Genomic DNA, 22466 nt, shown 5'->3' with positions numbered 1-22466 from the left:
CTCCACGAAGAAACAGGCTCTCTCGGATGCTCCTATCTTGGAGGGGTGTGATCACTCGTCGAATTAGCGTTCGGTGTTCTCGGCCAGGGACCGGAGGCCCGCTTCGAGCATGACCGTCGGCTCGTACCCGAGTTCGGTCTGTGCCTTCGTGATGTCCGCCTCGCTGTGGCGGACGTCACCTTCGCGTGGATCGTCGTAGACGAGTTCACTGTCGGAGTCGGTCACGTCGACGATTGACTCCGCGAGTTCCGTGATCGTGACTCGGGTTCCCGTTCCCACGTTGTACGCTCTTCCGACCTGTTTGGTCGTCGCGGCCCGGAGGTTCGCCTGGACGACGTCGTCGACGTGAACGAAATCTCGGGTCTGCTCACCGTCACCGAAAATAGTCAGGGGGTCGTCGTTGCGGGCACGCTCGACGAAAACGCTGATCACGCCGCTATAGTCGTTCGTTTGCTGGCCCGAACCGTAGACATTGAAGTAGCGCAATGCAATCGTCTCGAGACCGTATAGCTCGTTGTAGAGGCGAGCGTAGTGGTCGGCCGTGAGTTTCTCGAGTCCGTACGGGGAGGTCGGTGTTTTCGGGTCGTCCTCGGCAATGGGAATCCGAGTGGGACGTCCGTAGATTGCGGCACTTGAGGCGAACACGACGCGAGCATCTTGCTCGCGTGCCGCTTCGAGGAGATTGAGCGTCCCGGTCGCGTTTTGACGGTGACTCACCAGCGGGTCTCTGACCGATTCGGCTACGCTGACGAGTGCTGCCTGATGGAAGACGACGTCTACGTTGCGAACCGCTTCGGCAATGGCTTTTCGGTCGCGGATATCGCTCTCGACGACGGCCGCTGCGTCGGGGACCCGATCGGGCCGTCCGCTCGAAAAGTCATCGAGGATCGTGACCTCGTTGTCGGCCACGAGTGCGTGCGCCAACCGACTGCCGATAAAGCCCGCACCACCGGTGATGAGGACACTCGCGTCTGTGAGCTGTGGCTCTTCCATCATCGTACTTGTAGACCGCGACGTGGTAAGGCATAACGGGGAAACGGTTGTAAGTGTGTCGTCAAATTTCGCGATTACTTCGTGAAACAGAGAGTATATGTGTATTACCAACCTCGAGACGATGCTTCCCTGTAGTCGGGTAAACATACTTAACAGCCGGAAAGCGTTCGATTCAGTCTCATCGGTCCACGTCGACCTCGTTGGCAGTCACCAATAATATGATGCGGACACATACTAATTGACGGTATTTAATCGTATGGTGCAAAGATTATGTTTCTGGAATAAATCATCACGAGAAAACATCAAATGTGTTATACTACTCACGGGTGTGTCAATCAATGAATGACAACGGGATGGAAGTACCGCGTAGTGAGCACCCTCGGTGCGATTCTGCTAACCGTCGGAGCGGTACTCGTCGCAAACCACCAGATCGCCCAGTGGTGGTTTACGACGTACGTGCCACTGTTCAACCGTCTCGACGTGACCGTGTTGGGCGGTGAATCGCTGTACTGGACGATCACATTAAGCGTCCTCGCGGTCGCGGGTAGCCTCGTCCCGTTGTACAAACCCCAACCACGGCGCGTCCTCGATATCGTGTTTCTCGCGCAAAAGCGCGTCCTCGTCGGCGGCCTCGCGCTCGCGACGCTGGGATATTTCGAATGGTCGTATCGGCTTCCCCGAGCGACGCTCGTGATGACCATTGGATTGTTGGCCGTCGTGATTCCGCCGTGGTTCGTCTGGATCCGCCGTCGGCCAACCAGCGACCCCGAACGGACGCTGGTCGTCGGCGACGATCCGGCACAGATCGAGCAGATCGCTCCCTCGATCCCGGCGTCCACCCTCGGTTTCCTCTCCCCCTCAATCGGTGCGGGTGACGAACGTGCGTCCGGCGAACCTGCTTCGGACGGCGGAATATCCATCGACGACGCCGATATCACCTCCCGGGAAACCACGACCACACTCCCTCGTATTGGCGGCTTATCGCGGCTCGGAGACCTGCTCGTCAAGTACGACGTCGACACCGTCGTGTTAGCGTTTCAGCGAGCAGATCGTGCGGAGTTCTTCGGTGCACTGAACGCATGTCACGAACACGGCGTCGACGCCAAAGTGCATCGGGAGTACACAGACGATGTTCTGGTGTCGACGGACGAGGTTAGCGAACTGGTAGACGTGAATCTCGAGCCGTGGGACCCGGTCGATCACTTATTCAAACGTGCCTTCGACGTGATCTTTGCCCTTGTCGGGGTGACGTTACTCGCTCCACTGATACTCGGCGTTGCGGTCGCGATCAAGCTTAACAGTTCTGGACCGGTGCTGTACAGCCAAGAGCGTACCAGAGGGTTCGGAGATACATTCGTTGTGTATAAATTCCGTACGATGGCCCCCGACGAGGAGTCTACAGTCCCGACCGAGGACCACGAAAACGATCGGATCACCGGTGTCGGTCGCACGTTGCGGAAAACGCACCTGGACGAACTTCCGCAGTTGTGGTCGATTCTTATTGGACAAATGAGCGTCGTCGGTCCGCGGGCCGCATGGGTCGACGAGGAACAGTTGGTCGAGCAGGACACTCCCACGTGGCGCAAGCGGTGGTTCGTCAAACCAGGACTGACCGGACTGGCACAGATCAATGACGCCAAGAGCACTGATCCGAGCACGAAGCTCCGTTACGACCTCGAGTACATCCGGCGGCAGTCGATTTGGTTCGACCTCAAGATCGTGATTCGACAACTCTGGAAGGTGTTCGAAGACATCTATGAGGTCGTGTGCCGATGAGAGGATTCAGTAGAGATCGGCGGCACGGAGCAGAGACGATGCGAATCCTCCGAGTCGCCCAGAAAGTCCACCCGGACGTGAACGGTGGCGGACCGTACCACGTCCACGCGATGAGCCGCGATCAGGCGGCGATGGGCCATGACGTCACCGTTCTCACCGTCCGAAACGATCCGAACTTGCCCCGAGCCGAGGAGCGCGACGGATACACGGTAGTGCGGTACGATCCGGCGCTCGAATTGCTCGGGAACGACATTAGCCCCGGCGTTGCTCGGTATCTCTCGAATGCGGCGAAGTTCGATGTCGTTCACGCCCATTCTCACCTGTACTTCTCGACGAATCTAGCCGCGCTGAAGACCGCGATCGGAGACGTTCCGCTCGCAGTAACGAACCACGGACTCTACTCGCAGAACGCCCCCGAGTGGGTGTTCGACCTGTACCTTCGATCGCTCGGTAGGTGGACGTTCAACCGGGCCGACGTCGTGTTCTGCTATACGGAGACCGACAAGGAACGAATCCGGGAACTCGGCGTCTCGAGTCGGATCGAGGTCGTTTCGAACGGGATCGATACGGACCGATTCACGCCCGACGGGCCGGAGAGCGAGTCGATCGATCACGACGGTCCCGTGGTGTTGTTCGTCGGTCGGTTTGTCGAGGGAAAACGGCCGACCGATGCGCTCCGTGCTGTCGCTCGGGTTCGGGAAACGTTCCCGGACGTCGAATTACACTTCTGTGGCGACGGACCGCTTCGAGGTGAGTTGGAATCGATCGCTCGCGACCACGGGCTTCGGGACAGCGTCCGGTTTCACGGGCAGGTTCCCTACGACGAGATGCCGGAGGTGTATCGCAGTTCGGACGTGCTGGTCCTTCCGAGCAGGTCCGAGGGCGTCCCACGAACGGTGTTAGAGGCGATGGCGACCGGGACGCCAGTCGTCACGAGCGATCTCGACCAGATCACGACTCTCGTCGGGGACGTGGGACGAACCGTTCAAGTAGGACAACCGGACCGGTTTGCGATGGCAATCGAACGCGAATTAACGGAGACGCTCGAAACCTCTCCGCGATCGGTGATCCGGAAAGGTGGATACGATTGGCAGCGTACCGTCGACGGAACGACCAGGTATTTGCGAGAGATCGCCGATCGATCCGGTCTGAATGCCGTGATAGGCGACTCTCTGAACATTTCGTCGTGATCGAGTCGTCTGACAACCCCGGCGAATTCAGTCGGTCGGTCGAGATCGGCGTGGGAATCGGTATCGCGAACACTCGGTGCGTCGACGTCGATGTTCGGCGGCCATTCCGTCGCGGATTCGTCGATCTGTGCGGTACCTTCCGATCGCTCTTCTCGACTGTCGTCAGTGGACCGTTCCCGGTCGGAATTACAAGAGACCCGGTATCGACGAGGCGAGCCTCCGTGTACTGTATTCGAGGCTAAATATCGCACTGTTTTACATTTTATATTGAGTATTTATTCAATTATTCGGATGCGTGAATAATTATTATGGGCGTCGTCGAAGTGCCTTCGATTGGTCGATGGATGGTCAAGCACGGACTAACTACGACGGTTGCGGTGGTGACGTACGATCGGCCCGGGCGCGTCGATCGCTTGCTGGAGCATCTTCCCTTTCAGCAGTCCACCCCTGACGAGGTGATCGTCGTCAACAACGGTGCCAACGAAGAGACGAGAACCGTCGTCGAGTCGTACGCGACGCGGTTCGACCGCCGTTCCATCAGCCTCCGCCACCTCGCACGATCGGACGATACTACCCTTCAGCGGGGTCGAAACACCGCGATCGCGGTATCGAACGGGGACGTCATTTGTTTCGTAGACGACGACGTCGTCCCGCGAAAATCGTGGCTGAAAGGGATCGAACGCGGATACGAATGGGACGACTCTGCGGTCGCCGTGGGCGGTCCTGCACCAATCACGGACGACGAACTTTCGTTGCAGTACGACATCGACAACTCGTCGACGAACCAGAATCACTTCAACCGATTCGGTGAACACAGACAGATCGCGTACAAGTGGATCCCGCCCGCCCCGGTCAAAACGGACACGCTCGTCGGTGCCAACATGTCGTTCAAAGTTGACGTCCTGGAGGAGATCGGTGGTTTCGATCCGTCGTACGAGGGCCACCCGCAGTTCGAGGAAACGGACGTGATGGCGAAGTTGTGGAATCGGGGCGAAACGATAGTCTACCATCCGCACGCACTTGTGTACCACATAAACGATTCCCGGAAACAGAGCGAACGCGTGTCGTACTGGTACGGACGTAACAGTGTTCGATTCCGTCGGAAGAATTTCCCCGAGACGTATCATCGTTCGCTTTTTCGCCTGTTGTTCGGTCCGGAGTTCGGGACGCCCGTTTGGCGACAACTCAAAAATGCCGTGATGAAAGACGATAGCCCCTACCGATGGCGATTACGAGGCTACCTGGACGAATTGATCCTCGATCGTATCGACGAATCGGTCAGCGATCGCTTGAAAGCACCGTACGCGAAGAAAAGCAAATGAGACTCACGAAGACGGTACGTCGCCGTACGTATCGACGAACGACCTCGGCACGGGGTACAGAACCATGACCTTCGAATCCATTCTCGTCACCGGGAGTAGCGGGATGATCGGAACGGCACTCGTCGAACGGTTACTGTCCGAGGGGTACGACGTAACCGGGGTCGATATCGCGCCCAATTCCTGGTCCGACGAGATCGACGCCGAAACGGAACCGGTCGACCTTCGTGAGAAGAGCGATCTCGAGCGGCTGCCGTCGGACGTTGACGTGATCGTTCATCTTGGAGCGCACGCACGCGTTCACCGACTCGTCGAGCGTCCAGAACTCGCGATGGAAAATATGACTATGACGTTCAATCTCCTCGAATTCGCGCGAGCGAACGACGTTCCCAACTTCCTCTTTGCCAGTTCGAGGGAAGTATACGGGAACACTGGTCGGGTCGTTTACGACGAATCGGCGACGTACGCCGACACGAGTGAAAGCCCGTACACGGCGAGCAAAATCGGCGGCGAGTCGATGGTCACCGCGTACAACCAGTGTTACGATATGACGACGACGATCGTCCGTTTTTCGAACGTCTACGGGCGATACGATACTTCGGATCGAGTTGTCCCGTTGTTTATCGCTCGATGTCACGAGGAACTCGATCTGACCGTCTACGGGGCGAACAAGGTGCTCGATTTCACGTACATCGACGACTGCGTCGATGGGCTGTACAGAATTATCGATCAGCATCACAAAGTAGCGAACTTAACGCTAAATATTGCGTCCGGACGAGGGACGTCCCTGATCAAACTCGCCGAGCGAGTGAACGAGTTGACGCCGAACGATTCTGACGTTACCGTGGAGTCGACGAGAACGGGCGAAGTGAGTCGGTACGTCGCAGATATCGAACGAGCGAGACGGGTTGTCGATTACGAACCGCGGTTCACGTTCTCGAACGGAATCGAAGAAACGGTCGAGTGGTACCTCGAGCGTCCGTCCGTGCTCGGTCGGATCCCGGTCGGTTCGACAGACACCTGATCCTGATCCCGATCGTTAATCGGACTGCAACGAGTACAGCGACGAGTACGTACTCGAGTTCGACAGCAAATCCTCGTGGGGTCCGGACTCTACGATTTTTCCGTCTTCCATCGTGTAAATCCGATCGGCGTTGGTTACCGTCGAGAGCCGGTGGGCAATTACCAGCATCGCGTAGTCTCGGTCCATCGATTCGATCCCGTCGTGAACTCGCTGTTCGAGGGCCGTGTCCAGATCGCTCGTCGCTTCGTCCAGTATCAGCAGGTCTGCCTCTTTCAACAGCGCACGAGCGATCGCAACTCGCTGTTGTTGGCCGCCGGATAGCTTCACCCCTTGATCGCCGAGTACGGTATCGTATCCGTCAGGCAACTCGGGAAGAAACTCGGTTACCTGTGCGATTTCACAGACTCGTTCGATTTCCGCCTGTGGCGCGTCCCGTTTTCCGACGGTCACGTTATACCGAAGTGTGTCGTTGAAGATGTGCGGGTTCTGTCTGACGACACTCACTCGAGAGCGCCACTCCCGAATATCGAACTCGTCGATCGGAACGTCGTTGGCTCGAACGTTACCACGATCGGGTTCGTACATTCTGGCGAGCAACGACGCGACCGTCGACTTCCCCGCGCCGGACGGGCCGACGAACGCGACGAACTCGTCCCGATCGAACCGAAACGAGACGTCGTGAAGTACCGTCTCGTCGCTCGAATCGTAGCTGAACCGGACGTCGTCGAACTCGATTCGATCGACCGAAGTCGGCACCGGCCGGGACGCGACGGACGGCTCGCGGTTTCGTTCGAGTTCGTCGATGAATTCTTGCGTTCGAACGAGATGCGGGAGTTGGCTATCGACACGATACAGGTACTTGTTCAGGCTGCTGATCTTCGGGCCGAGCTTGAACACTGCGAACAGGAAGACACCGAGTTCGGCGAGGTTCAACGACGAGAACGTTAACGCGAGGTAGATCAGGCCGAACACGGACACGGCGGTCGTGAGCTGGTAATAGTTCGTGATCGCAGAGTCGTTCCGCTCGACCGTGATAGAGTTCTCTTCGAACTTCTCCGCCGATTCGCTAAAGCCATTTCGAAGGTCGTCGACCATCCCGAAGAGCTTTACCGCTCTCACGCCCTGGGTCCCCGCCTGTGCTCGAGACTGAATCCCTTCTTTGGCGTCAGCCACCCTGTCTCCGAGAGAATAGCCGGTATCGAGCACGTACTTGAACAGGATCGTCATGCCGCCAAGAAACATCGCAGCGATCACCGTCAAGAGCGGAGCAAGATAGAGTGCGATAGCAAGATATATGCTAGCGAGCAACGCTTGTTCGATAACCAGCAATGCGTGCGTGATCACGCCTCCCGCGTATTCTGCCTGCGTGACGATCGCGTTCAAAATATCGTCGGATCCTTCTCGATCGAAGTAGGAAACGTCCGCCTCGAGCGCGTTGTCGAACGCCGTTTCTTGCAGGTGTCTCACGTACTTCGTCTCGATCGCAGCCCGTAACCATCCGACGAGAAACGACGCGGTGAACCGAACCGTCATCACGGCCGCGACGCCGACCACCAAATATCCGAGTGTGAAAGGAATCCCCAGCGTCCCGTAGATCGTCAGAAACGTCTCCAGTAGCCCGTCGGCTTCTTCGGCCGGTGCGTCGGTCTGGGCGACCTCAACGATCGGCATGATGAAACTCAACCCAACTCCCTCGAGCAACGCCGCAACGACGCTCAACGCGATCACTGCGACGGCGAGTCTGGGTCGAAACGTCGCAACGCGATACAGGGCGCGTCCCTTGTCGCGCCACGTCGGGCCGGAGTCGGACGTATCTGTCTCTGACATGGTAGATGGAGTGAACCGACCACGATAGTCTCTCGACGTGTATCAGGGCCCAGCGTAAAGTCACGTCGTCCGTTCGAGTCGGGAAATGTACGCCTTAGCCGTGTGGGAGGGATCCAGGCGAGCGCCGCACGTCCATATCTCTCGGTGTAATACCTCAATGTCTCCGTTATCCCGATCGTATTCGTCCGGATAGATTCAGACGATGAGAATATCCGCCGCTCAGAATCGATCGATCGTTCCTCGACGGCCAGCGACGCTCCGCCAGAACTGTACGGCAGTACCCCGTTACTCGACTGTCACGCTCTTCGCCAGATTCCGCGGCTTGTCGATCGATCTGCCGAGTCGATTCGCGACCCAGTACGACGCGAGTTGCAGTTGCACGTTCGCCAGAACCGGCGTGAACCGCCAATGCGTGTCGGGCACCCCCAACACGTGATCGGCGTGGTTCCTGACCGCTTCGGGCGTGTCCGTCACCGCGATCACCGGAGCGCCCCGGGATTCGACTTCTTTGACGTTTCCGATCATCTTCTCCGGGTTCGACTCTCGATTGACCACGGCGAAGACCGGCGTTCGGTCAGTGACCAGCGCCAGTGGGCCGTGTTTCAACTCGCCTGCGGGGAACCCTTCAGCATGTTTGTATGTTATCTCTTTCATCTTCAGCGCACCCTCCCGCGCCACCGGGGCGCAGTAGCCACGACCGATGAAAAAGTACGCATCCGAATCCACGTACTCGCCGGCGATCGCTCGCGCGCGCGAATCGTCCAGCACCGACTGTACCTGATCCGGGAGCGCCCGCAGTGCATCAACGAACTCCTGAGAGCAATCGTCGGTGAGTGCGCTCGAGAGCATCGCCAGCGCGATTTGCTGCGAGGCGAAGGTTTTCGTCGCAGCAACGCCGATCTCCGGGCCGGCACGAATGTACATCACGTGATCGCTCTCGCGGGCGGCAGAACTCCCGACGACGTTCGTCACCGTGAGCGTCGTCCCGCCGGCGCCGTTCGCGTCCCGGAGCGCGCTCATGGTGTCGGCCGTCTCGCCGCTCTGGGTCACGCCGACGACCAGCGTGTCGCCGTCGATCGGGATCACGTCGCTGTCGTACTCGCTCGCCAGGAAAGCGGTCGCCGGAATCCCCCGCTCGCGAACGAGTCGAGCGCCGTAGAGGGACGCGTGATACGACGTCCCGCAGGCCACGAAGTGGACGCGTTTCGGTTCTGTGACGTCCGCAACCGCCTCGAGCAACACGGCATTTTCCAGTCCCTGCGGCCGGCCGCGGAGACACTCGCGCAGTGCGTGGGGCTGCTCGTGAATCTCCTTGAGCATGTAATGATCGTAACCGCTTTTCCCCGCGTCTTCAGGGTCCCAGTCGACGGTCTCGACCGACGTCTCGACCAGTGCACCCCGTTCGTCGGTCACTTCGACGCCCGCCGGCCGCACCGTCGCGAACTGTCCGTCTTCGAGATAGATGACGTCCTCGGTGTATCCGAGAAACGCCGAAACGTCGCTCGCCAGGTAGTAGTCATCACCATCGATGCCGATGATCAGCGGTGAGTGATGGCGTGCAGCGTAAAGCGCTTCGCTTCCGGAGCGGACCGCGATAACGGCGTAACTTCCCTCCAATCGATCGATCGCGCGGCGAAACGCCGTTTCGACGTCGGCACCCTGATCGATCGCCGATTCGACGAGGTGCGGGATCACCTCGGTGTCGGTCTCGCTCTCGAACACGTGGCCGTCGGCTTCGAGCGCGTCACGGAGTTCCTGATCGTTGTCGATGATCCCGTTGTGAGCGACGGCTATCCGATCGTCACAGTCGGTATGTGGATGTGCGTTCGCGTCTGACGGCGGGCCGTGCGTACTCCACCGCGTGTGACCGATCCCGGCGAATCCGTTGGGGGGCTGCTCCGGAAGCGACTCTTCGAGCGTGGACAGGTCTCCTTCTCGTTTGTAGACGTCGAGTGACGAGTTCGCGACTGCGACACCCGCCGAGTCGTACCCCCGGTACTCGAGTCCCGAGAGTCCGTCTAGAAGCACATCGAGGACGTCCTTGCTCGTTTGCTCCCCCGCGTATCCAACGATCCCACACATCAGGACCGCACCCCCGTGTCTGCCGCGATCGTTCCGCTGATCGCGGTCCCCGACTCGATGTCGGCGTCGGGTCCGACGATGGATCCGGGAGCGTACGTGACCCCGCCGCGATCGGTGACCCGATCGGCCAGTAGCGCGCCGAGGGCTTCGCCCTCGAAGATTCGATCCTCGACGCGAACGTCGCCTGGGCCACCGGGAATCGTCGATCCCGCTCCGATCGTAACGCCGGTTCCGGTAACACAATCGATCGCCGTCGCGTTGGCCCCGATCCGCGTGTCGGTGTCGATGATGCTCCGTTCGACGAGCGCGTTCGATTCGACGGTCGCGTTCTCGCCGAGACAGGCGTACGGACCGACGACGGCTCCCGGTTCGACGACGCAGTCGCGGCCGACGACGACCGGCTGACGGATCACTGCGGACTCATGTACGGTGGCGTCGTCGAGTCCGTTCGTCAACCGCTCGCCGTCGACCACGCCGGCGTCGAACAACTCGAAGGAAACCTCGAGCAGGTCCCATGGGTAGGTCGCGTCGAGCCAGACACCCTCGGAGACGACGCCGCTAACGGTAGCCCCTCGCTCGATAAGAGTCGACAATCCGTCGACGAGTGAGTGCTCGCCCGCGGTCGGCTCCGTCTCGCGAACGGCGTCGAACGCCGCTGGCTCGAGGACGTAGACACCGGCGTTGAGATGGTAGTCGCGATCGTCACGTGGATTCTCGACGATACTCGTCACGTTCCCGTCGTTGGTGCGGACGCCGCCGTATTGGTCGACGGTCGATCGCTGTAACAGGGCGACCGTCGCAGCCGCGTCCGTCCCGTGTGCGTCGGCGACGTCACGCACGATTCGACTGTCGACGATTTGATCGCCGTTGATTACCAGACATGTACCGTCCACAGCGGACTCGGCCGCTAACAGGGCGTGGCCCGTCCCGAGCTGGGACTCCTGCGTCACGTACGTAAGCGGGACGTTCCGGTACGACGGGCCGAAATGTGACTGGACGCGTTCACGCTGGTAGCCGACGACAACGACGATATCGTCGATCCCCGCGTCGACGAGCTGGTCGAAGACGTGCGTGAGGATCGGTTTCGTCGCCGCCGGAAGCATCGGCTTCGGCCGATTCCGCGTTAGTGGCCGCAACCGTGTTCCTTCTCCGGCAGCCAGAACGATTGCCGTGTTCCCGATCATATCTTCCTTCGACGAGAAGCACGTCTTACCTGGCACCGATAGTGTCACGCAGAAACTGTAGATATATCTACGAGGTTCGTCGTCGGTGAAACTCACCGGCGGAAATCAGTGCTCTTCGTCTCAATAAATTCACGACTCTACGACCCGTTTCTTTCATCGTCGGCGAATGTGATCGGTAGCCAAATGTACAGGATTGATCCCTATCGGTCCCGGTTCACTCGTTAGACTTCGACCCCATCCGATCGGTACACCGTCCCCCAGATTGGCGGGTCGAGATCGTGGAACTGGACTGCCCGTTCGTCGCGATCGAACCCGCCCAAAGACGGTCGGACGTGCCCTGATCGCCGCTTATCACCTCGTTTCCGACCGTTTCTCTATGTTTCACTCGCGAACTGTGTCAGAAACTGTTCAGTGTTCCAGAGTGTCGATCTCGAGACAGGCCTGTTCGATCGTGCCAGCACGTTCGGGACGGCACCGATCTCCGTCGCGGGACGCCCCCGCCGGTGACTGGCGTTCGTTTCTGAGCCCGATTCGTGAGTTCTCGCTGTCCCGTCTGTATCGTCCATCCGGTCCGCGTCGTCCGTCCCGTGTCGTCCCAGTCGTCGATTCTGGCCCTCGTCCGCTCGAATGTGACCTCGCGCTCACTGGTTCGTCCGCGATGACGAAGTGCTAGTCGAGGGTGGCCTCTTATCGACTGTGAGTAGTTTGCAGTCGATCGGCGAAATAACAAAAAGCGGGACAGTTTCACCATCGTTTCTGGACTCTCACCAGCTGTTGTCTATCATACACGCACCTACTAGTCGATATTTCGGGGACGGGGCAGCGAAGTCGAACCAGCAAGACGGCCTTCAGCGTGGTAGATAGCGTCGTTCTAACGGCGATGAAACGACAGCCACAGAAAGTGGATATTCATTCAGAACAGTCGAGGATGGATCGTTCGCTCCTGTAATCTGGTAATTCCTCCGAAACCGTTCTCTGGGTATAAGTGACGACCTGTGATGAGATTCGACCGGCCAACGCGTCACAGCGAAAGTGCAGGGGAAAGCGTGAACGTATCAATTCACGTGATGATTAGGTCGTCTTCCGTCCTGCGTGTGATGCGTGGCCTACGAGAACAATGAAACGTACAATCGCAATCACGCTGACGGTAGCGATGCTCGGTGGCCTCATGTTTATCGGGTTCGCAGGATCGGCAGCAGCACAGGCAAATAACAACCAAGACGGAATCGATATCGACATCGACGGCGGTGACGGAGGAGATGGCGGCGATGCGACCGTTTCGCAGACAATAAACCAGGAGAACAACAACGAACAGGTAGGCGTTGCCCAATCGAGTTCCTGGAAGTACAGCAGTAGCGTCGTGGTGCAAGATCAGGACAATACGCAGGTGAACAACGCCAATGCTGAGGCAGTTGCCATCGGCGGTGACGGCGGTGACGGCGGCGATGGTGTCGACATTGACCTGAGGCCGTTCGCGACCTAGACGGAATGAGCGACGAATTCTGACTAATCACAGGTGCTGGCCACGCGGTAATCGACTGATTTTTTCGGCGGACGCATCGCACAGGTAGATCCGAGTCACATCGCTATTGTGACTATCGACGACGCCTGCGAGTTTGGTACCACACGTAGCGTGAACTCTTGAGTTATGTACGTTCCGCGCTCAATAGACGCCTTCTATCGGTTTCAGTCGGTTCTCTCGATCGGCTAGTAGCCGACTACTGACGAAACGGTTTCACCGATTAATAGCCGAACCCAACGACTGTCGGCCCGACTGGGGACGGACGATGGCTCTCCGGTTGAGGCAACGAATATGGACCACCGAACCGCGATCGCACTCGCGATCGGGATTGTAGTGACGACGGGCGTCGTCGCGGGCGCGCTGGTGACTGCAACACCCGACGAGTCCCCGAGCGACGCGACCGAGAATACAGCATCAACGATGGAGACCACCGAATTCGACTGGGGAACGGTAACCCACGAAACCGATTCCGAAACCGATGAAACGCACGTCGAAGTGACCGTCGAAGGCGAGGGCGACGTCTCGATCTCGGCGATGGCGGCATCCGACGCGACCCACGATCGCCCCGACGAAGTGACCGACGCCGATCGAGACGCCGAGACGGAGACGTTCCCGTGGGGAGCGGTGATCCACTCGACTGATCCCGACACCGGTGAGACGGATATCGAGGTCCTGGTCGACGCCGATGACGACGTTTCGCTTTCCGTCACGACGGTCTCCGAGGACGGGACGCAATCGACGTCGACGGCGATCGTCACGGCCGCGGGCGAGGCCGGAGAGTCGGGCGAAGCGGGTGGCGTGGGTGAGGCTGGCGAGGCTGGGGAACCGGGCGAAGCTGGCGCGAACGTGAGTATCTCCCAGTCGACCACCGTCTCGTCTGGAACGTCGATCTCGATCGACGACGAGAGGGAGGACGACTGAATCAGTTGCTCGAAACCGGTTCGTCACCCGGACAGTGACCATTCCCGTGATTTTCAGTCGGCCCGATCGTCCAGTACGACCTGTTCCGCCCGCCGGACGATCTCGCGAACGGGCCGGTCCGTCTCCCGAGCGATCGCAGCCGCGTCGTCGTACTCCGCACTCACGTCGTAGACATCATCCGCTGCATCGCTGGCGATCTTCACCGTCACCGCGTACGTTTCGTCGTCGATCTCGATCTCGGCCGTCTCGAACTCCCGCTCGGCGATCCACCGGTGCGTCGCGCCCGCGTCTCGTACGCCGAGCGTTCCCGTCTCCTCGGCCAGCCGTCGGGCGACGCGCTCCCGATCGTCGGGCTTGCAGATGACCTTCACGAGGTGTCCTGGCCGCGACTTCTTCATCGTCGCGGGTAAAATCGAGACGTCCCGAGCACCCACGTCCGAAAGCGACTCTTGCAGTCCACCGAGCACCTCCGGCGTCGCGTCGTCGAGGTTGGTCTCGAGCACGGCGATGTCGTCTTTGACGAACTCACTGCCGCCATCGCCTACCAGCACCCGCAGCACGTTCGGATGAGGATCGAGATCATACCCGCCGGCACCGTAGCCGGACGACTCGAGATCGATCGAGGGAAGCGACTCCACCCCCTCGGCGTAGTGCCCCAGAATCGCCGCACCGGTGGGTGTCAACAACTCCGCATCGACGGGGCCACCGCGCAGCGACCAGTCCGATCGCTGGGCAATCTCGACCACCGCTGGCGTCGGGACGGGGTACTCGCCGTGGCTCATCGAGACCGTCCCGCCGCCGGTCGCGAGCGGCGTCGTGACGATACGATCGGGTTCGAGGTCGTCGACCAGCAGGGCGGCCCCGACGACGTCGGCGATCGCGTCGTCGGCGCCGACCTCGTGGAAGTGGATGTCCTCGAGCGACTCGCCGTGGACGCTTGCCTCGGCCTCGCCGAGCAGTTCGAAGATCGCGAGCGCGTCCCGTTCGACCTCGGTGGGGAGGTCCATGTCCTCGACGATCTCGCAGACCTCGAGGTAACTCCGGTGGGGACCGCGGCCCTCGGCGTGAACGTGGCCCTCGTCGTGGCCGTGGCCGCCGTCGGCGTGATCGTGGTCGTGTTCCTCGTGAGCGCGTTCGTGATCGTGGTCACCGTGCTGGTGGTCGTGATCGTGTGTGTGGTCGTGTTCTCCGTGCTGGTGGTCGTGTTCTCCGTGATCGGCCGGGTGATCGGACTCGTCGCCGTCGAGACCGTGGCTGTGGCCATCCGATCGATCGGTATCGGTGAGCAGTACGTCGACGGTGGTCGCGGCGATCCCGCTCTTGATCGTCTCCCTGGATCGGTACTCGAGGTCGAGGGCTGCCGTCACGGGATCCAGGACGGCCGGGTCCGCACCGGCGTCGAGGAGCGCTGCGAGGATCATGTCACCGCTCGCCCCCATCCGGCCGTCGAACGCGATCGTTCTCATAAATAGCAGGGAGACAGGGGAAGTGAAAAAGCCACCCCCTCACGACGCGAAGAGTCATCAAAACCAACCGAGGCCGGTACATCTATGTATCCTCCTCCCGCATTCTGATGTGGTAGCATTTGGCAAAGCTGAATCCCGCGTTAGCAAAAAACCTATCCGACACCGAATCGGAGTCACTGACATCGCCGTCCATCCCGAATCATGAACGAAGTCCAACTGGAGGTAGCGAAGGCATACCCGAACGACTCGGGTCGTGGTATCGCCCGACTCGACCCGGACACGCTGTTACATCTGAAGCTGAGCCCGGGCGACATCATCGAGATCGAAGGTGCAGACACCACCGCCGCCAAGGTGTGGCGTGCGGATCGGCAAGACTGGAACACCGACACCGTTCGCATCGACGGCTTCACCCGACAGAACGCCGACGTGGGAATCGGTGAACGGGTGACGATCCGCAAGGCCGAGGCGACGAAAGCCGACAAACTGGTGCTCGCGCCGCCCGAGGAGGCGTCGGTCCAGTTCGGCTCCGACGCCGCCGGTATGGTCAAACGACAGATCCTCAAACGGCCGGTCGTCGGGCGCGACATCGTTCCGGTGATGTCCTCGACGAACCACCCGTTCATGCGATCGCCGGGCCAGGCCATCCCGCTGATCGCCGTCGAAACCGAACCCGAAGGCGTCGTCCTCATCACCGAGGATACCGACGTCGAACTCCGCGAGGAGCCGATCTCCGGCTTCGAGAAGACCGGGGGCGGGATCACCTACGAGGACATCGGCGGCCTCCAGGGCGAGATCCAGCGGGTCCGGGAGATGGTCGAACTCCCGATGAAACACCCGCAGATCTTCAAGAAGTTGGGGATCGAGCCGCCACAGGGCGTCCTGCTCCACGGCCCGCCGGGCACCGGGAAGACCCTGCTGGCGAAAGCGGTCGCCAACGAGACCTCCGCGAGTTTCTTCTCCATCGCGGGCCCGGAGATCATCTCGAAGTACTACGGCGAGTCCGAACAACAGTTACGCGAGATCTTCGAGGACGCGAGCGAGGAGTCGCCGTCGATCATCTTCATCGACGAACTCGACTCGATCGCACCCAAGCGGGAGGACGTCACCGGCGAAGTCGAGCGCCGCGTCGTCGCGCAGTTGCTCACCATGATGGACGGCCTCGAGGCCCGCGGTCAGGTGATCGTCATCGCGGCGACCAACCGCGTCGACAGCGTCGACCCCGCACTGCGTCGCCCGGGCCGGTTCGATCGGGAGATCGAGATCGGCGTCCCGGACGAGGTCGGTCGCGAGGAAATCCTCCAGATCCACACCCGCGGGATGCCACTCTCCGACGACGTCAACCTCGGCCACCTCGCCGACGAGACCCACGGCTTCGTCGGCGCCGACATCGAGAGCCTGACCAAGGAGGCTGCGATGAAGGCGCTGCGACGCTACCTCCCCGAGATCGATCTCGACGAGGAGGACATCCCGCCGAGCCTGATCGATCGAATGATCGTCAAGCGCGAGGACTTCCGCGGCGCGTTGAACGAAGTCGAACCGTCGGCGATGCGGGAGGTCCTGGTGGAGTTGCCCAAGATCTCGTGGGACGACGTCGGGGGGCTCCACACGGCCAAAGACAAGGTCAAGGAGTCGGTCGAGTGGCCGCTGAATAACCCCGAACGGTTCGATCGGCTCGGAATCGATCCGCCGGCCGGCGTCCTCCTGTACGGCCCGCCGGGGACCGGGAAGACCCTGATGGCGAAAGCGGTCGCCAACGAGACCAACGCCAACTTCATCTCGGTCCGCGGGCCGCAACTGCTCTCGAAGTGGGTCGGCGAGTCGGAGAAGGCCATCCGCCAGACCTTCCGCAAGGCCCGGCAGGTCTCCCCGACGGTGGTCTTCTTCGACGAACTCGACGCGCTCGCGCCCGGTCGCGGCGGTGAAACCGGTTCGAACGTCTCCGAGCGGGTCGTCAATCAACTCCTCACGGAACTCGACGGCCTGGAGGAGATGGAGAACGTGATGGTCATCGGCGCGACGAACCGCCCGGACATGATCGATCCCGCACTCCTGCGCTCCGGTCGGTTCGATCGACTCGTGATGATCGGCGAACCCGACATGGACGGTCGCGAACGCATCCTCGACATCCACACCGAGGACACGCCGCTGGCGGCCGACGTCAACCTGACCGAGATCGCCGAGATCACCGACGGCTACGTCGGCAGCGACCTCGAGTCGATCGCCCGCGAGGCCGCCATCGAGGCCCTGCGCGAGGACCACGAGGCCGAGGTCGTCGAGATGCGCCACTTCCGCAAGGCCATGGAGAACGTCCGTCCGACGATCACCGACGACATCCTCGACTACTACGAACGGATCGAAGAGGAGTTCCAGGGCGGGACGAGCGGCCCGGACCCGACCGGTCGTCGCGGCAGTCGGATCGGCTTCCAGTAGGGGATCACTTCGGGCGGTACCGCTGTTCTCGTTCGGTCTGCACCGTCGCCGATAACTAGCGAGACCGGTTTCCAGCGCGTGAGACGCTCGTTCGTCGCCGTTCGGTCCGGACCCGTCTGTTCCGGCCCCCGATAGGATCCCGAGGTCACGGCGGCGACCGAACGGAGCCCGTATCGATCGTGTAACCGGCGATTGTCCGTAGGTGCGGCCGTTCTGAACGGTCGTCGAGGGTTCGTGCCCGCGGATCACCCCGCGAACGCGTCGACCCGATCCCGTAGTGAACAACGGTCAGTTCAGTTCCCCCTTATCTTTGTGAACGAGTACCAAACAACTGAAACGATCGGGCCGATATATGTGGCCGTGATCGGAACGATACTACGTGCACGTCGTTCCATGTCGAACTCCCCCACTGCTCACGACCAGCGTTCGGCCGGGTCAGACGAATCGTCCGACGATACCGGCGAGACGGGCGCACTGGAGCGAATCGTTCCCTCGATGGCGACATCGATCCGCAAGACGGGCTTCTGGGCTGCGATCGTCCTGCCGTTCCTGTACGTTCCGCTGCTCGCGACTGGACTGTCGACCTCGAGAGAGACCATGACGTTTCTCGTCCTGCTCGTCGTGAACCTCGTCGCACTCTACGTCGGCCACGCGCACAGACGCTAACGGTATCGCTCGCTGCCACTGGGGGGTGGCGGAGGGTCGCTGTACGGGGGGTCCACGTCGGCGGGACTCCGTCAACTCACTCGCTCGAGTGTCGACGCCGGACGTGCCCGACTTCCTCGCGGAGTGCCCGTCGTTTCACGAGCACGAAGCCGATCGCGATGAGCACGAAGCCAGCGAGGGTCGTCGCGTCGACGACCTCGTCGAGATAGAGCCAGCCGACGATCGCCGCGAAGACGGGTGCGACGTACGACACCATGTTGATCTCGACGGCGCCGAGTCGTTCGAGCAGGTCGAAGTACAGCAGAAAGCCGATCGCACTGGCCACGAGTGCGAGATAGCCCAGCGCGCCGATCGCCTCCGGATGGGTCCACGTCGCCGGCTCGATCGGTTCGCCGAGGCCAAGACTGACGAGGTGCATCACCGCGGCGCCGCCGAGCATGGACCACGCTTCCATCGTCTCGATCGGGAGCGAGGCGTCGATCCGCCGGGTGAGGACGCTACCGAGCGCGAACGAGCCCGCAGCACAGAAGACCAGGAACTTCGCCACGACGTCCGTCGCCAGGAGGTTCGACGGATCCGGCTCAGCGATGACCGCGACGCCGACCAGACCGAGGAAGACGCCGACGACCCCGACCACCGAGAGCGCGTCGCTCGGAACCAGCGCACGCGCGAATCCCGTCGTCAGCACCGGCGAGAGACTCACGAGGATCGCCGCGGCGGCCGCCGTCGTGTGCTGCTGGCCCACGAACAGGAAGGCGTGGTAGGCCGCGATCAGCAGTACAGCGCCGACGCCGACGACGGCCCACTCGGCGCGACCGCACGGTCGCCAGTCGTCGACGGCGTACGCGGCGTACCCGAGCATGAGCACGCCTGCGACGTCGTAACGCAGCGCCGCGAACAGGACCGGCGGGAAGTACTCCAGCCCGGCACTGATCGCGACGAACGCCGTCCCCCACACCGCAGCGAGCGTCAGGAAGAGCCCGAAATTACGATACCGAGTCACACCGGTGATCGACGGTGATCCGACCTATGTATTTCGATTCGAAAACCTCGCGACCGGCGATCGTGTCCGTCCAGTACCGTCGGAGAACTGACCGACGAGCGCGTCAACCGCACCTGTGAAAATCCGACTGGGGGCGTCGACTCCGTCCCGGTAGCGATCCGACCGTCGATCGAGTCGTCACCGACCTAGAGGGGCGGTAGCTGACGGATCTCGACCTCTTCTTCGGTCTGTCTGAACTGGTCCAGCAGGGGTTTGATGTCGTCAAATCCCTCCGCGAGGACGATGTCACCGCTGCGCAGGTCGTACTCGATGATGTCGTAGTCCGCGAGGCGCGGCAGGTGGTTGTGGACCATCGAGACGTAGACCCGCTGTCTGAGATCCTCGTCGACCTGCGCCGGCGGGATGTCCAGTTTCCAGGCGGCGATCTGCGTCATGAGGTGATCGAGGTTCGCTCGATCGGTTTCGGCCAGCTGATACAGGAGATATCGGCGCTCGGACTCCGCGAGTAAGGAACACGCGGCCTCCATTCGCGAGGCCTTTGTCTGGCTCATACCGCTTTCAGGGGCCCACAGCTAATACACCCACTGCCTAAAGAGATAGGCTTCGATCCGGAGATACCGATCTCACCCGGGTGAACGACGGTTTTCGCGTCGAAGCCCGACTGTACCGCCGTTCGACGGGTCACGGCCCGTACGCGATCACCTCGACGAGCGCGCTTCCGACCATCAGCCCGCCGCCGAACCCGCCGACTCTCGCCATCGCTCGCCGGGACTTCGCTTCCGTCCAGTTCGTGCTCGCGTCGAGGTGATCCTGCATGGTTTCGATACCCCGACCCGCCATTACCGCTCCCGACCAGCCGAGCAGGCCGACGCCGAGCGCGAGCGCCCCGATCGCGAAGGCGAGTTCCGACGCGCGGGCGGTCGTCTCGCCGGTCACGATCAGCGCGGCAACGACGAGGACGCCGACGACGGCGCCGGCGGCGAGCGCGTCGACGACGAGTCGCACCCGGCGCATCGGCCCCGTCACTCGACCGTGTCCCGCATCCGCGGGTCGAGCGCGTCACGCATCCCGTCACCGAGCAGGTTGAACCCGAGGACGGTGATGGCGAGGAACAGACCCGGGAAGAAGGACATCCACCACTTGCCGGTGAGCAGCCCGTTCTTGACGCCGTTCGAGAGCATCAGCCCCCACGACGGCGTGCCAGCCTGGGCACCGAAGCCGAGAAACGACAGCGCGGCGAGGTCGATGATGGCGAGCCCGAAGTTCAGCGTGGACTGGACGGTGATGGGGGCGAGCGTGTTCGGCAGGATGTGCCTGAAGAGTACCCGAGGGTCCTTCGCCCCGAGCGCCACAGTCGCGTCGATGTACTCGTCCTCGAGCACCTTCAGGGACGCCCCGCGGACGACGCGCGCGAACCGGGGCGTGTACACCAGTATCAGCGCGATAACCGCCTTCCAGAGGCCGGCCCCGAAGATGGCCACCAGCGCCAGCGCAAGCAACAGCGACGGGAACGCCAACAGGACGTCCATCGTCCGCATGATGACGTTGTCGACCCAGCCGCCGTAGTAGGCGGCGATGATCCCCAGCCCGACACCGGCGGCCGTCGAAACCGCGACCGTGATCGTTCCGAATTTCAGCGCGATCCACGCACCGTACAGCGTCCGCGTGAAGATGTCTCGTGCGGACGCGTCGGTCCCGAATAGTCCGGCCGAGCTGGCCTTGCCCGTCCAGTACGGCGGCGCACGGTCGGGGATCGTGCCGCCGAGTCGGGAACTCGCGAGGGTGTCGACGTCGTAGAAGAACCGGGCGTAGATGGCGACGACGAGCATTCCGAAGATGATCGCGAGCCCGAAGAGGGCGAGTCGGTTCGACAGCAGCTGGGAGAGGAACGGCGAGTTGCGCAACCGCTCGAGCGTGTTTCGGGTGTCGGTCCTGGTGATCGCTGTGTCAGTACTCATGTTATTGCTGGATACGTGGATCGAGATGGCTGTACGTGAGGTCGACCGCGAGGTTCACGAGGGTGAAAAGCAGCGCGAACGTCAACACGATACCCTGGACGACCGGGTAATCGCTGTCGCTTATGGCCTCGACGAGGGTCGTCCCGACCCCGCCGATTCCGAACACCGTCTCGGTCAGCACCGCACCGCCGAGCAGGGTGCCGAACTGGATCCCGATGACGGTGATGACCGGAATGAAGGCGTTCCGGAATCCATGTTTCAGCACGGTTATCCTCGCGCCCTGTCCCTTCGCGCGGGCCGTCCGAATGTAGTCCTGCCTGACGACCTCGAGCATCGACGAGCGCATCATCCGGGAGATGAGCGCCATCGAATAGACGCCGATCGTTACCGACGGCAGGAACATGTGGTGTACGGCGGACAGCCACGCGTCCAGTCGCCCGAGCAACAACGTATCGAGGAGGATTATCCCCGTCAGCGGGAGTTCCTTCCCGAACAGCGTCCACGTGTCCGGGAGGAAGATCGTCGAACCGATGCGGCTCCCGGCCGGGAAGAGACCGAGGTACGCGGAGAAAAACAGGATGAGCAGCGGCCCGGACCAGTAGATCGGAACCGAGATACCGGTGAGTGCGCCGATGCGGGTGAGGTGGTCCGTGAGCGAGTCCTGCTTTACCGCCGAGAGCACGCCCAGCGGAATGCCGAGCATGATCCCGATCGCCTGGCCGTACAGCGCCAGTTCGATGGTGACCGGGAAGCGCGTGGCGATGACCTGTCGTACCGGGTTCCCCTGGGACACCTTGTACGATTCGCCGAACTGGAACTGGGCGGCGTCGAGCAGGAACCGCACGTACTGAACGTACAGCGGATCGTTCAGCCCGAGGCTCTCACGCACGGCTTCGACCTGTGACGCCGGTGCCCGTTGCCCGACGATGAGGCGGGCCGGATCGCCCGGCGAGAGGTGGAGGATGGCGAACACTAGCGACGCCACCCCGAACAACACCGGGACGAGCAACAACAGCCGCTTCAGGACGTACCGCTTCGAGACCATGTTATGAGACGACGTATACGTATTCCGGACCGGATAAAATGCTTGTTATCCGGACCGGGC

Annotated in this window: 18 protein-coding genes; 8 read left to right on the top strand and 10 right to left on the bottom strand. The window is 61.3% G+C overall.

Annotation, left to right across the window (positions count from 1 at the left end):
• Positions 1 to 63: 63 nt before the first annotated feature.
• The gene (locus MUG98_RS12130; RefSeq protein ID WP_265112367.1) at positions 64 to 993 is read right to left on the bottom strand and encodes an NAD-dependent epimerase/dehydratase family protein; all 930 of its coding nucleotides are present in this window, start codon (positions 991 to 993) and stop codon (positions 64 to 66) included.
• A 342-nt stretch (positions 994 to 1335) separates the two neighbouring features.
• Here MUG98_RS12130 and MUG98_RS12125 point away from each other — a divergent pair, with 342 nt between their 5' ends.
• The 4 genes from MUG98_RS12125 (at position 1336) to MUG98_RS12110 (ending at position 6302) form a co-directional block, all read left to right on the top strand.
• Complete coding sequence (locus MUG98_RS12125) at positions 1336 to 2769, top strand: sugar transferase (protein ID WP_265112366.1); 1434 nt, start codon at positions 1336 to 1338, stop codon at positions 2767 to 2769.
• A 38-nt stretch (positions 2770 to 2807) separates the two neighbouring features.
• A complete protein-coding gene (locus MUG98_RS12120; RefSeq protein WP_265112365.1) occupies positions 2808 to 3959 on the top strand; it encodes a glycosyltransferase family 4 protein in 1152 nt (383 codons plus the stop codon).
• Between the two features lie 380 nt (positions 3960 to 4339).
• Positions 4340 to 5281 carry a glycosyltransferase family 2 protein gene (locus tag MUG98_RS12115; protein WP_265112364.1) on the top strand — a complete coding sequence of 314 codons (942 nt, stop codon included), beginning with the start codon at positions 4340 to 4342 and terminating at the stop codon, positions 5279 to 5281.
• Between the two features lie 64 nt (positions 5282 to 5345).
• Positions 5346 to 6302 carry an NAD-dependent epimerase/dehydratase family protein gene (locus MUG98_RS12110; RefSeq protein WP_265112363.1) on the top strand — a complete coding sequence of 319 codons (957 nt, stop codon included), beginning with the start codon at positions 5346 to 5348 and terminating at the stop codon, positions 6300 to 6302.
• A gap of 15 nt (positions 6303 to 6317) precedes the next feature.
• Here the strand turns inward: MUG98_RS12110 and MUG98_RS12105 are convergent, their stop codons facing one another.
• The 3 genes from MUG98_RS12105 to MUG98_RS12095 form a co-directional block, all read right to left on the bottom strand.
• A complete protein-coding gene (locus MUG98_RS12105) occupies positions 6318 to 8129 on the bottom strand; it encodes an ABC transporter ATP-binding protein (protein WP_265112362.1) in 1812 nt (603 codons plus the stop codon).
• A gap of 285 nt (positions 8130 to 8414) precedes the next feature.
• Positions 8415 to 10211: a glutamine--fructose-6-phosphate transaminase (isomerizing) gene (gene glmS / locus MUG98_RS12100; protein ID WP_265112361.1), complete on the bottom strand. Its 1797-nt coding sequence runs from the start codon at positions 10209 to 10211 to the stop codon at positions 8415 to 8417.
• Positions 10211 to 11395, bottom strand: coding sequence for a sugar phosphate nucleotidyltransferase (locus MUG98_RS12095; protein WP_265112360.1), 1185 nt, complete (start codon positions 11393 to 11395; stop codon positions 10211 to 10213). The genes glmS and MUG98_RS12095 overlap by 1 nt, the downstream gene beginning before the upstream one ends.
• A gap of 1117 nt (positions 11396 to 12512) precedes the next feature.
• On the opposite strand from MUG98_RS12095, the gene MUG98_RS12090 reads away from it, so the two are divergent.
• Positions 12513 to 12878, top strand: a complete 366-nt coding sequence (locus MUG98_RS12090) for a hypothetical protein (protein ID WP_265112359.1) — start codon at positions 12513 to 12515, stop codon at positions 12876 to 12878.
• Between the two features lie 330 nt (positions 12879 to 13208).
• Positions 13209 to 13838 carry a hypothetical protein gene (locus MUG98_RS12085; protein ID WP_265112358.1) on the top strand — a complete coding sequence of 210 codons (630 nt, stop codon included), beginning with the start codon at positions 13209 to 13211 and terminating at the stop codon, positions 13836 to 13838.
• A gap of 53 nt (positions 13839 to 13891) precedes the next feature.
• Here the strand turns inward: MUG98_RS12085 and larC are convergent, their stop codons facing one another.
• Positions 13892 to 15304 (bottom strand): nickel pincer cofactor biosynthesis protein LarC, encoded by a 1413-nt coding sequence (gene larC, locus MUG98_RS12080; protein ID WP_265112357.1) that lies wholly within the window; start codon positions 15302 to 15304, stop codon positions 13892 to 13894.
• Between the two features lie 201 nt (positions 15305 to 15505).
• On the opposite strand from larC, the gene MUG98_RS12075 reads away from it, so the two are divergent.
• Together MUG98_RS12075 and MUG98_RS12070 are read left to right on the top strand one after the other, a co-directional pair.
• Positions 15506 to 17734, top strand: coding sequence for a CDC48 family AAA ATPase (locus tag MUG98_RS12075; RefSeq protein WP_265112356.1), 2229 nt, complete (start codon positions 15506 to 15508; stop codon positions 17732 to 17734).
• Between the two features lie 393 nt (positions 17735 to 18127).
• The gene (locus MUG98_RS12070; protein WP_265112355.1) at positions 18128 to 18400 is read left to right on the top strand and encodes a DUF8028 family protein; all 273 of its coding nucleotides are present in this window, start codon (positions 18128 to 18130) and stop codon (positions 18398 to 18400) included.
• 76 nt (positions 18401 to 18476) lie between these two features.
• On the opposite strand, the gene MUG98_RS12065 is transcribed toward MUG98_RS12070, so the two are convergent.
• From MUG98_RS12065 to MUG98_RS12045, 5 genes are all read right to left on the bottom strand, one after another.
• On the bottom strand, positions 18477 to 19403 hold the full coding sequence (locus tag MUG98_RS12065; protein ID WP_265112354.1) for a DMT family transporter: 927 nt from the start codon (positions 19401 to 19403) through the stop codon (positions 18477 to 18479).
• Positions 19404 to 19588: 185 nt separating this feature from the next.
• Positions 19589 to 19954, bottom strand: a complete 366-nt coding sequence (locus MUG98_RS12060; RefSeq protein WP_265112353.1) for a DUF7344 domain-containing protein — start codon at positions 19952 to 19954, stop codon at positions 19589 to 19591.
• 130 nt (positions 19955 to 20084) lie between these two features.
• Positions 20085 to 20417 (bottom strand): DUF7268 family protein, encoded by a 333-nt coding sequence (locus MUG98_RS12055; protein ID WP_265112352.1) that lies wholly within the window; start codon positions 20415 to 20417, stop codon positions 20085 to 20087.
• An 8-nt stretch (positions 20418 to 20425) separates the two neighbouring features.
• Entirely contained in the window at positions 20426 to 21361 is a 936-nt protein-coding gene (locus tag MUG98_RS12050) for an ABC transporter permease (RefSeq protein ID WP_265112351.1), read from the bottom strand.
• A gap of 1 nt (position 21362) precedes the next feature.
• Entirely contained in the window at positions 21363 to 22406 is a 1044-nt protein-coding gene (locus tag MUG98_RS12045) for an ABC transporter permease (RefSeq protein WP_265112350.1), read from the bottom strand.
• Between the last annotated feature and the right edge of the window lie 60 nt (positions 22407 to 22466).

Origin of the sequence: Halosolutus halophilus, assembly GCF_022869805.1 — an archaeon.
Taxonomy (GTDB): domain Archaea; phylum Halobacteriota; class Halobacteria; order Halobacteriales; family Natrialbaceae; genus Halosolutus; species Halosolutus halophilus.
The sequence above is the reverse complement of the archived record's forward strand: the minus strand, read 5'-3'. Positions and strand labels throughout refer to the sequence as shown.

What these genes read in the sequence shown, in the direction of transcription:
- larC (WP_265112357.1), bottom strand. Translation starts at nt 15,304, where the DNA reads ATGAGAACGATCGCGTTCGACGGCCGGATGGGGGCGAGCGGTGACATG.
- MUG98_RS12045 (WP_265112350.1), bottom strand. Translation starts at nt 22,406, where the DNA reads ATGGTCTCGAAGCGGTACGTCCTGAAGCGGCTGTTGTTGCTCGTCCCG.
- MUG98_RS12070 (WP_265112355.1), top strand. Translation starts at nt 18,128, where the DNA reads ATGTCGAACTCCCCCACTGCTCACGACCAGCGTTCGGCCGGGTCAGAC.
- MUG98_RS12110 (WP_265112363.1), top strand. Translation starts at nt 5,346, where the DNA reads ATGACCTTCGAATCCATTCTCGTCACCGGGAGTAGCGGGATGATCGGA.
- MUG98_RS12120 (WP_265112365.1), top strand. Translation starts at nt 2,808, where the DNA reads ATGCGAATCCTCCGAGTCGCCCAGAAAGTCCACCCGGACGTGAACGGT.
- MUG98_RS12060 (WP_265112353.1), bottom strand. Translation starts at nt 19,954, where the DNA reads ATGAGCCAGACAAAGGCCTCGCGAATGGAGGCCGCGTGTTCCTTACTC.
- MUG98_RS12130 (WP_265112367.1), bottom strand. Translation starts at nt 993, where the DNA reads ATGGAAGAGCCACAGCTCACAGACGCGAGTGTCCTCATCACCGGTGGT.
- MUG98_RS12095 (WP_265112360.1), bottom strand. Translation starts at nt 11,395, where the DNA reads ATGATCGGGAACACGGCAATCGTTCTGGCTGCCGGAGAAGGAACACGG.
- MUG98_RS12050 (WP_265112351.1), bottom strand. Translation starts at nt 21,361, where the DNA reads ATGAGTACTGACACAGCGATCACCAGGACCGACACCCGAAACACGCTC.
- MUG98_RS12055 (WP_265112352.1), bottom strand. Translation starts at nt 20,417, where the DNA reads ATGCGCCGGGTGCGACTCGTCGTCGACGCGCTCGCCGCCGGCGCCGTC.
- MUG98_RS12085 (WP_265112358.1), top strand. Translation starts at nt 13,209, where the DNA reads ATGGACCACCGAACCGCGATCGCACTCGCGATCGGGATTGTAGTGACG.
- MUG98_RS12075 (WP_265112356.1), top strand. Translation starts at nt 15,506, where the DNA reads ATGAACGAAGTCCAACTGGAGGTAGCGAAGGCATACCCGAACGACTCG.
- MUG98_RS12125 (WP_265112366.1), top strand. Translation starts at nt 1,336, where the DNA reads ATGACAACGGGATGGAAGTACCGCGTAGTGAGCACCCTCGGTGCGATT.
- MUG98_RS12105 (WP_265112362.1), bottom strand. Translation starts at nt 8,129, where the DNA reads ATGTCAGAGACAGATACGTCCGACTCCGGCCCGACGTGGCGCGACAAG.
- MUG98_RS12090 (WP_265112359.1), top strand. Translation starts at nt 12,513, where the DNA reads ATGAAACGTACAATCGCAATCACGCTGACGGTAGCGATGCTCGGTGGC.
- glmS (WP_265112361.1), bottom strand. Translation starts at nt 10,211, where the DNA reads ATGTGTGGGATCGTTGGATACGCGGGGGAGCAAACGAGCAAGGACGTC.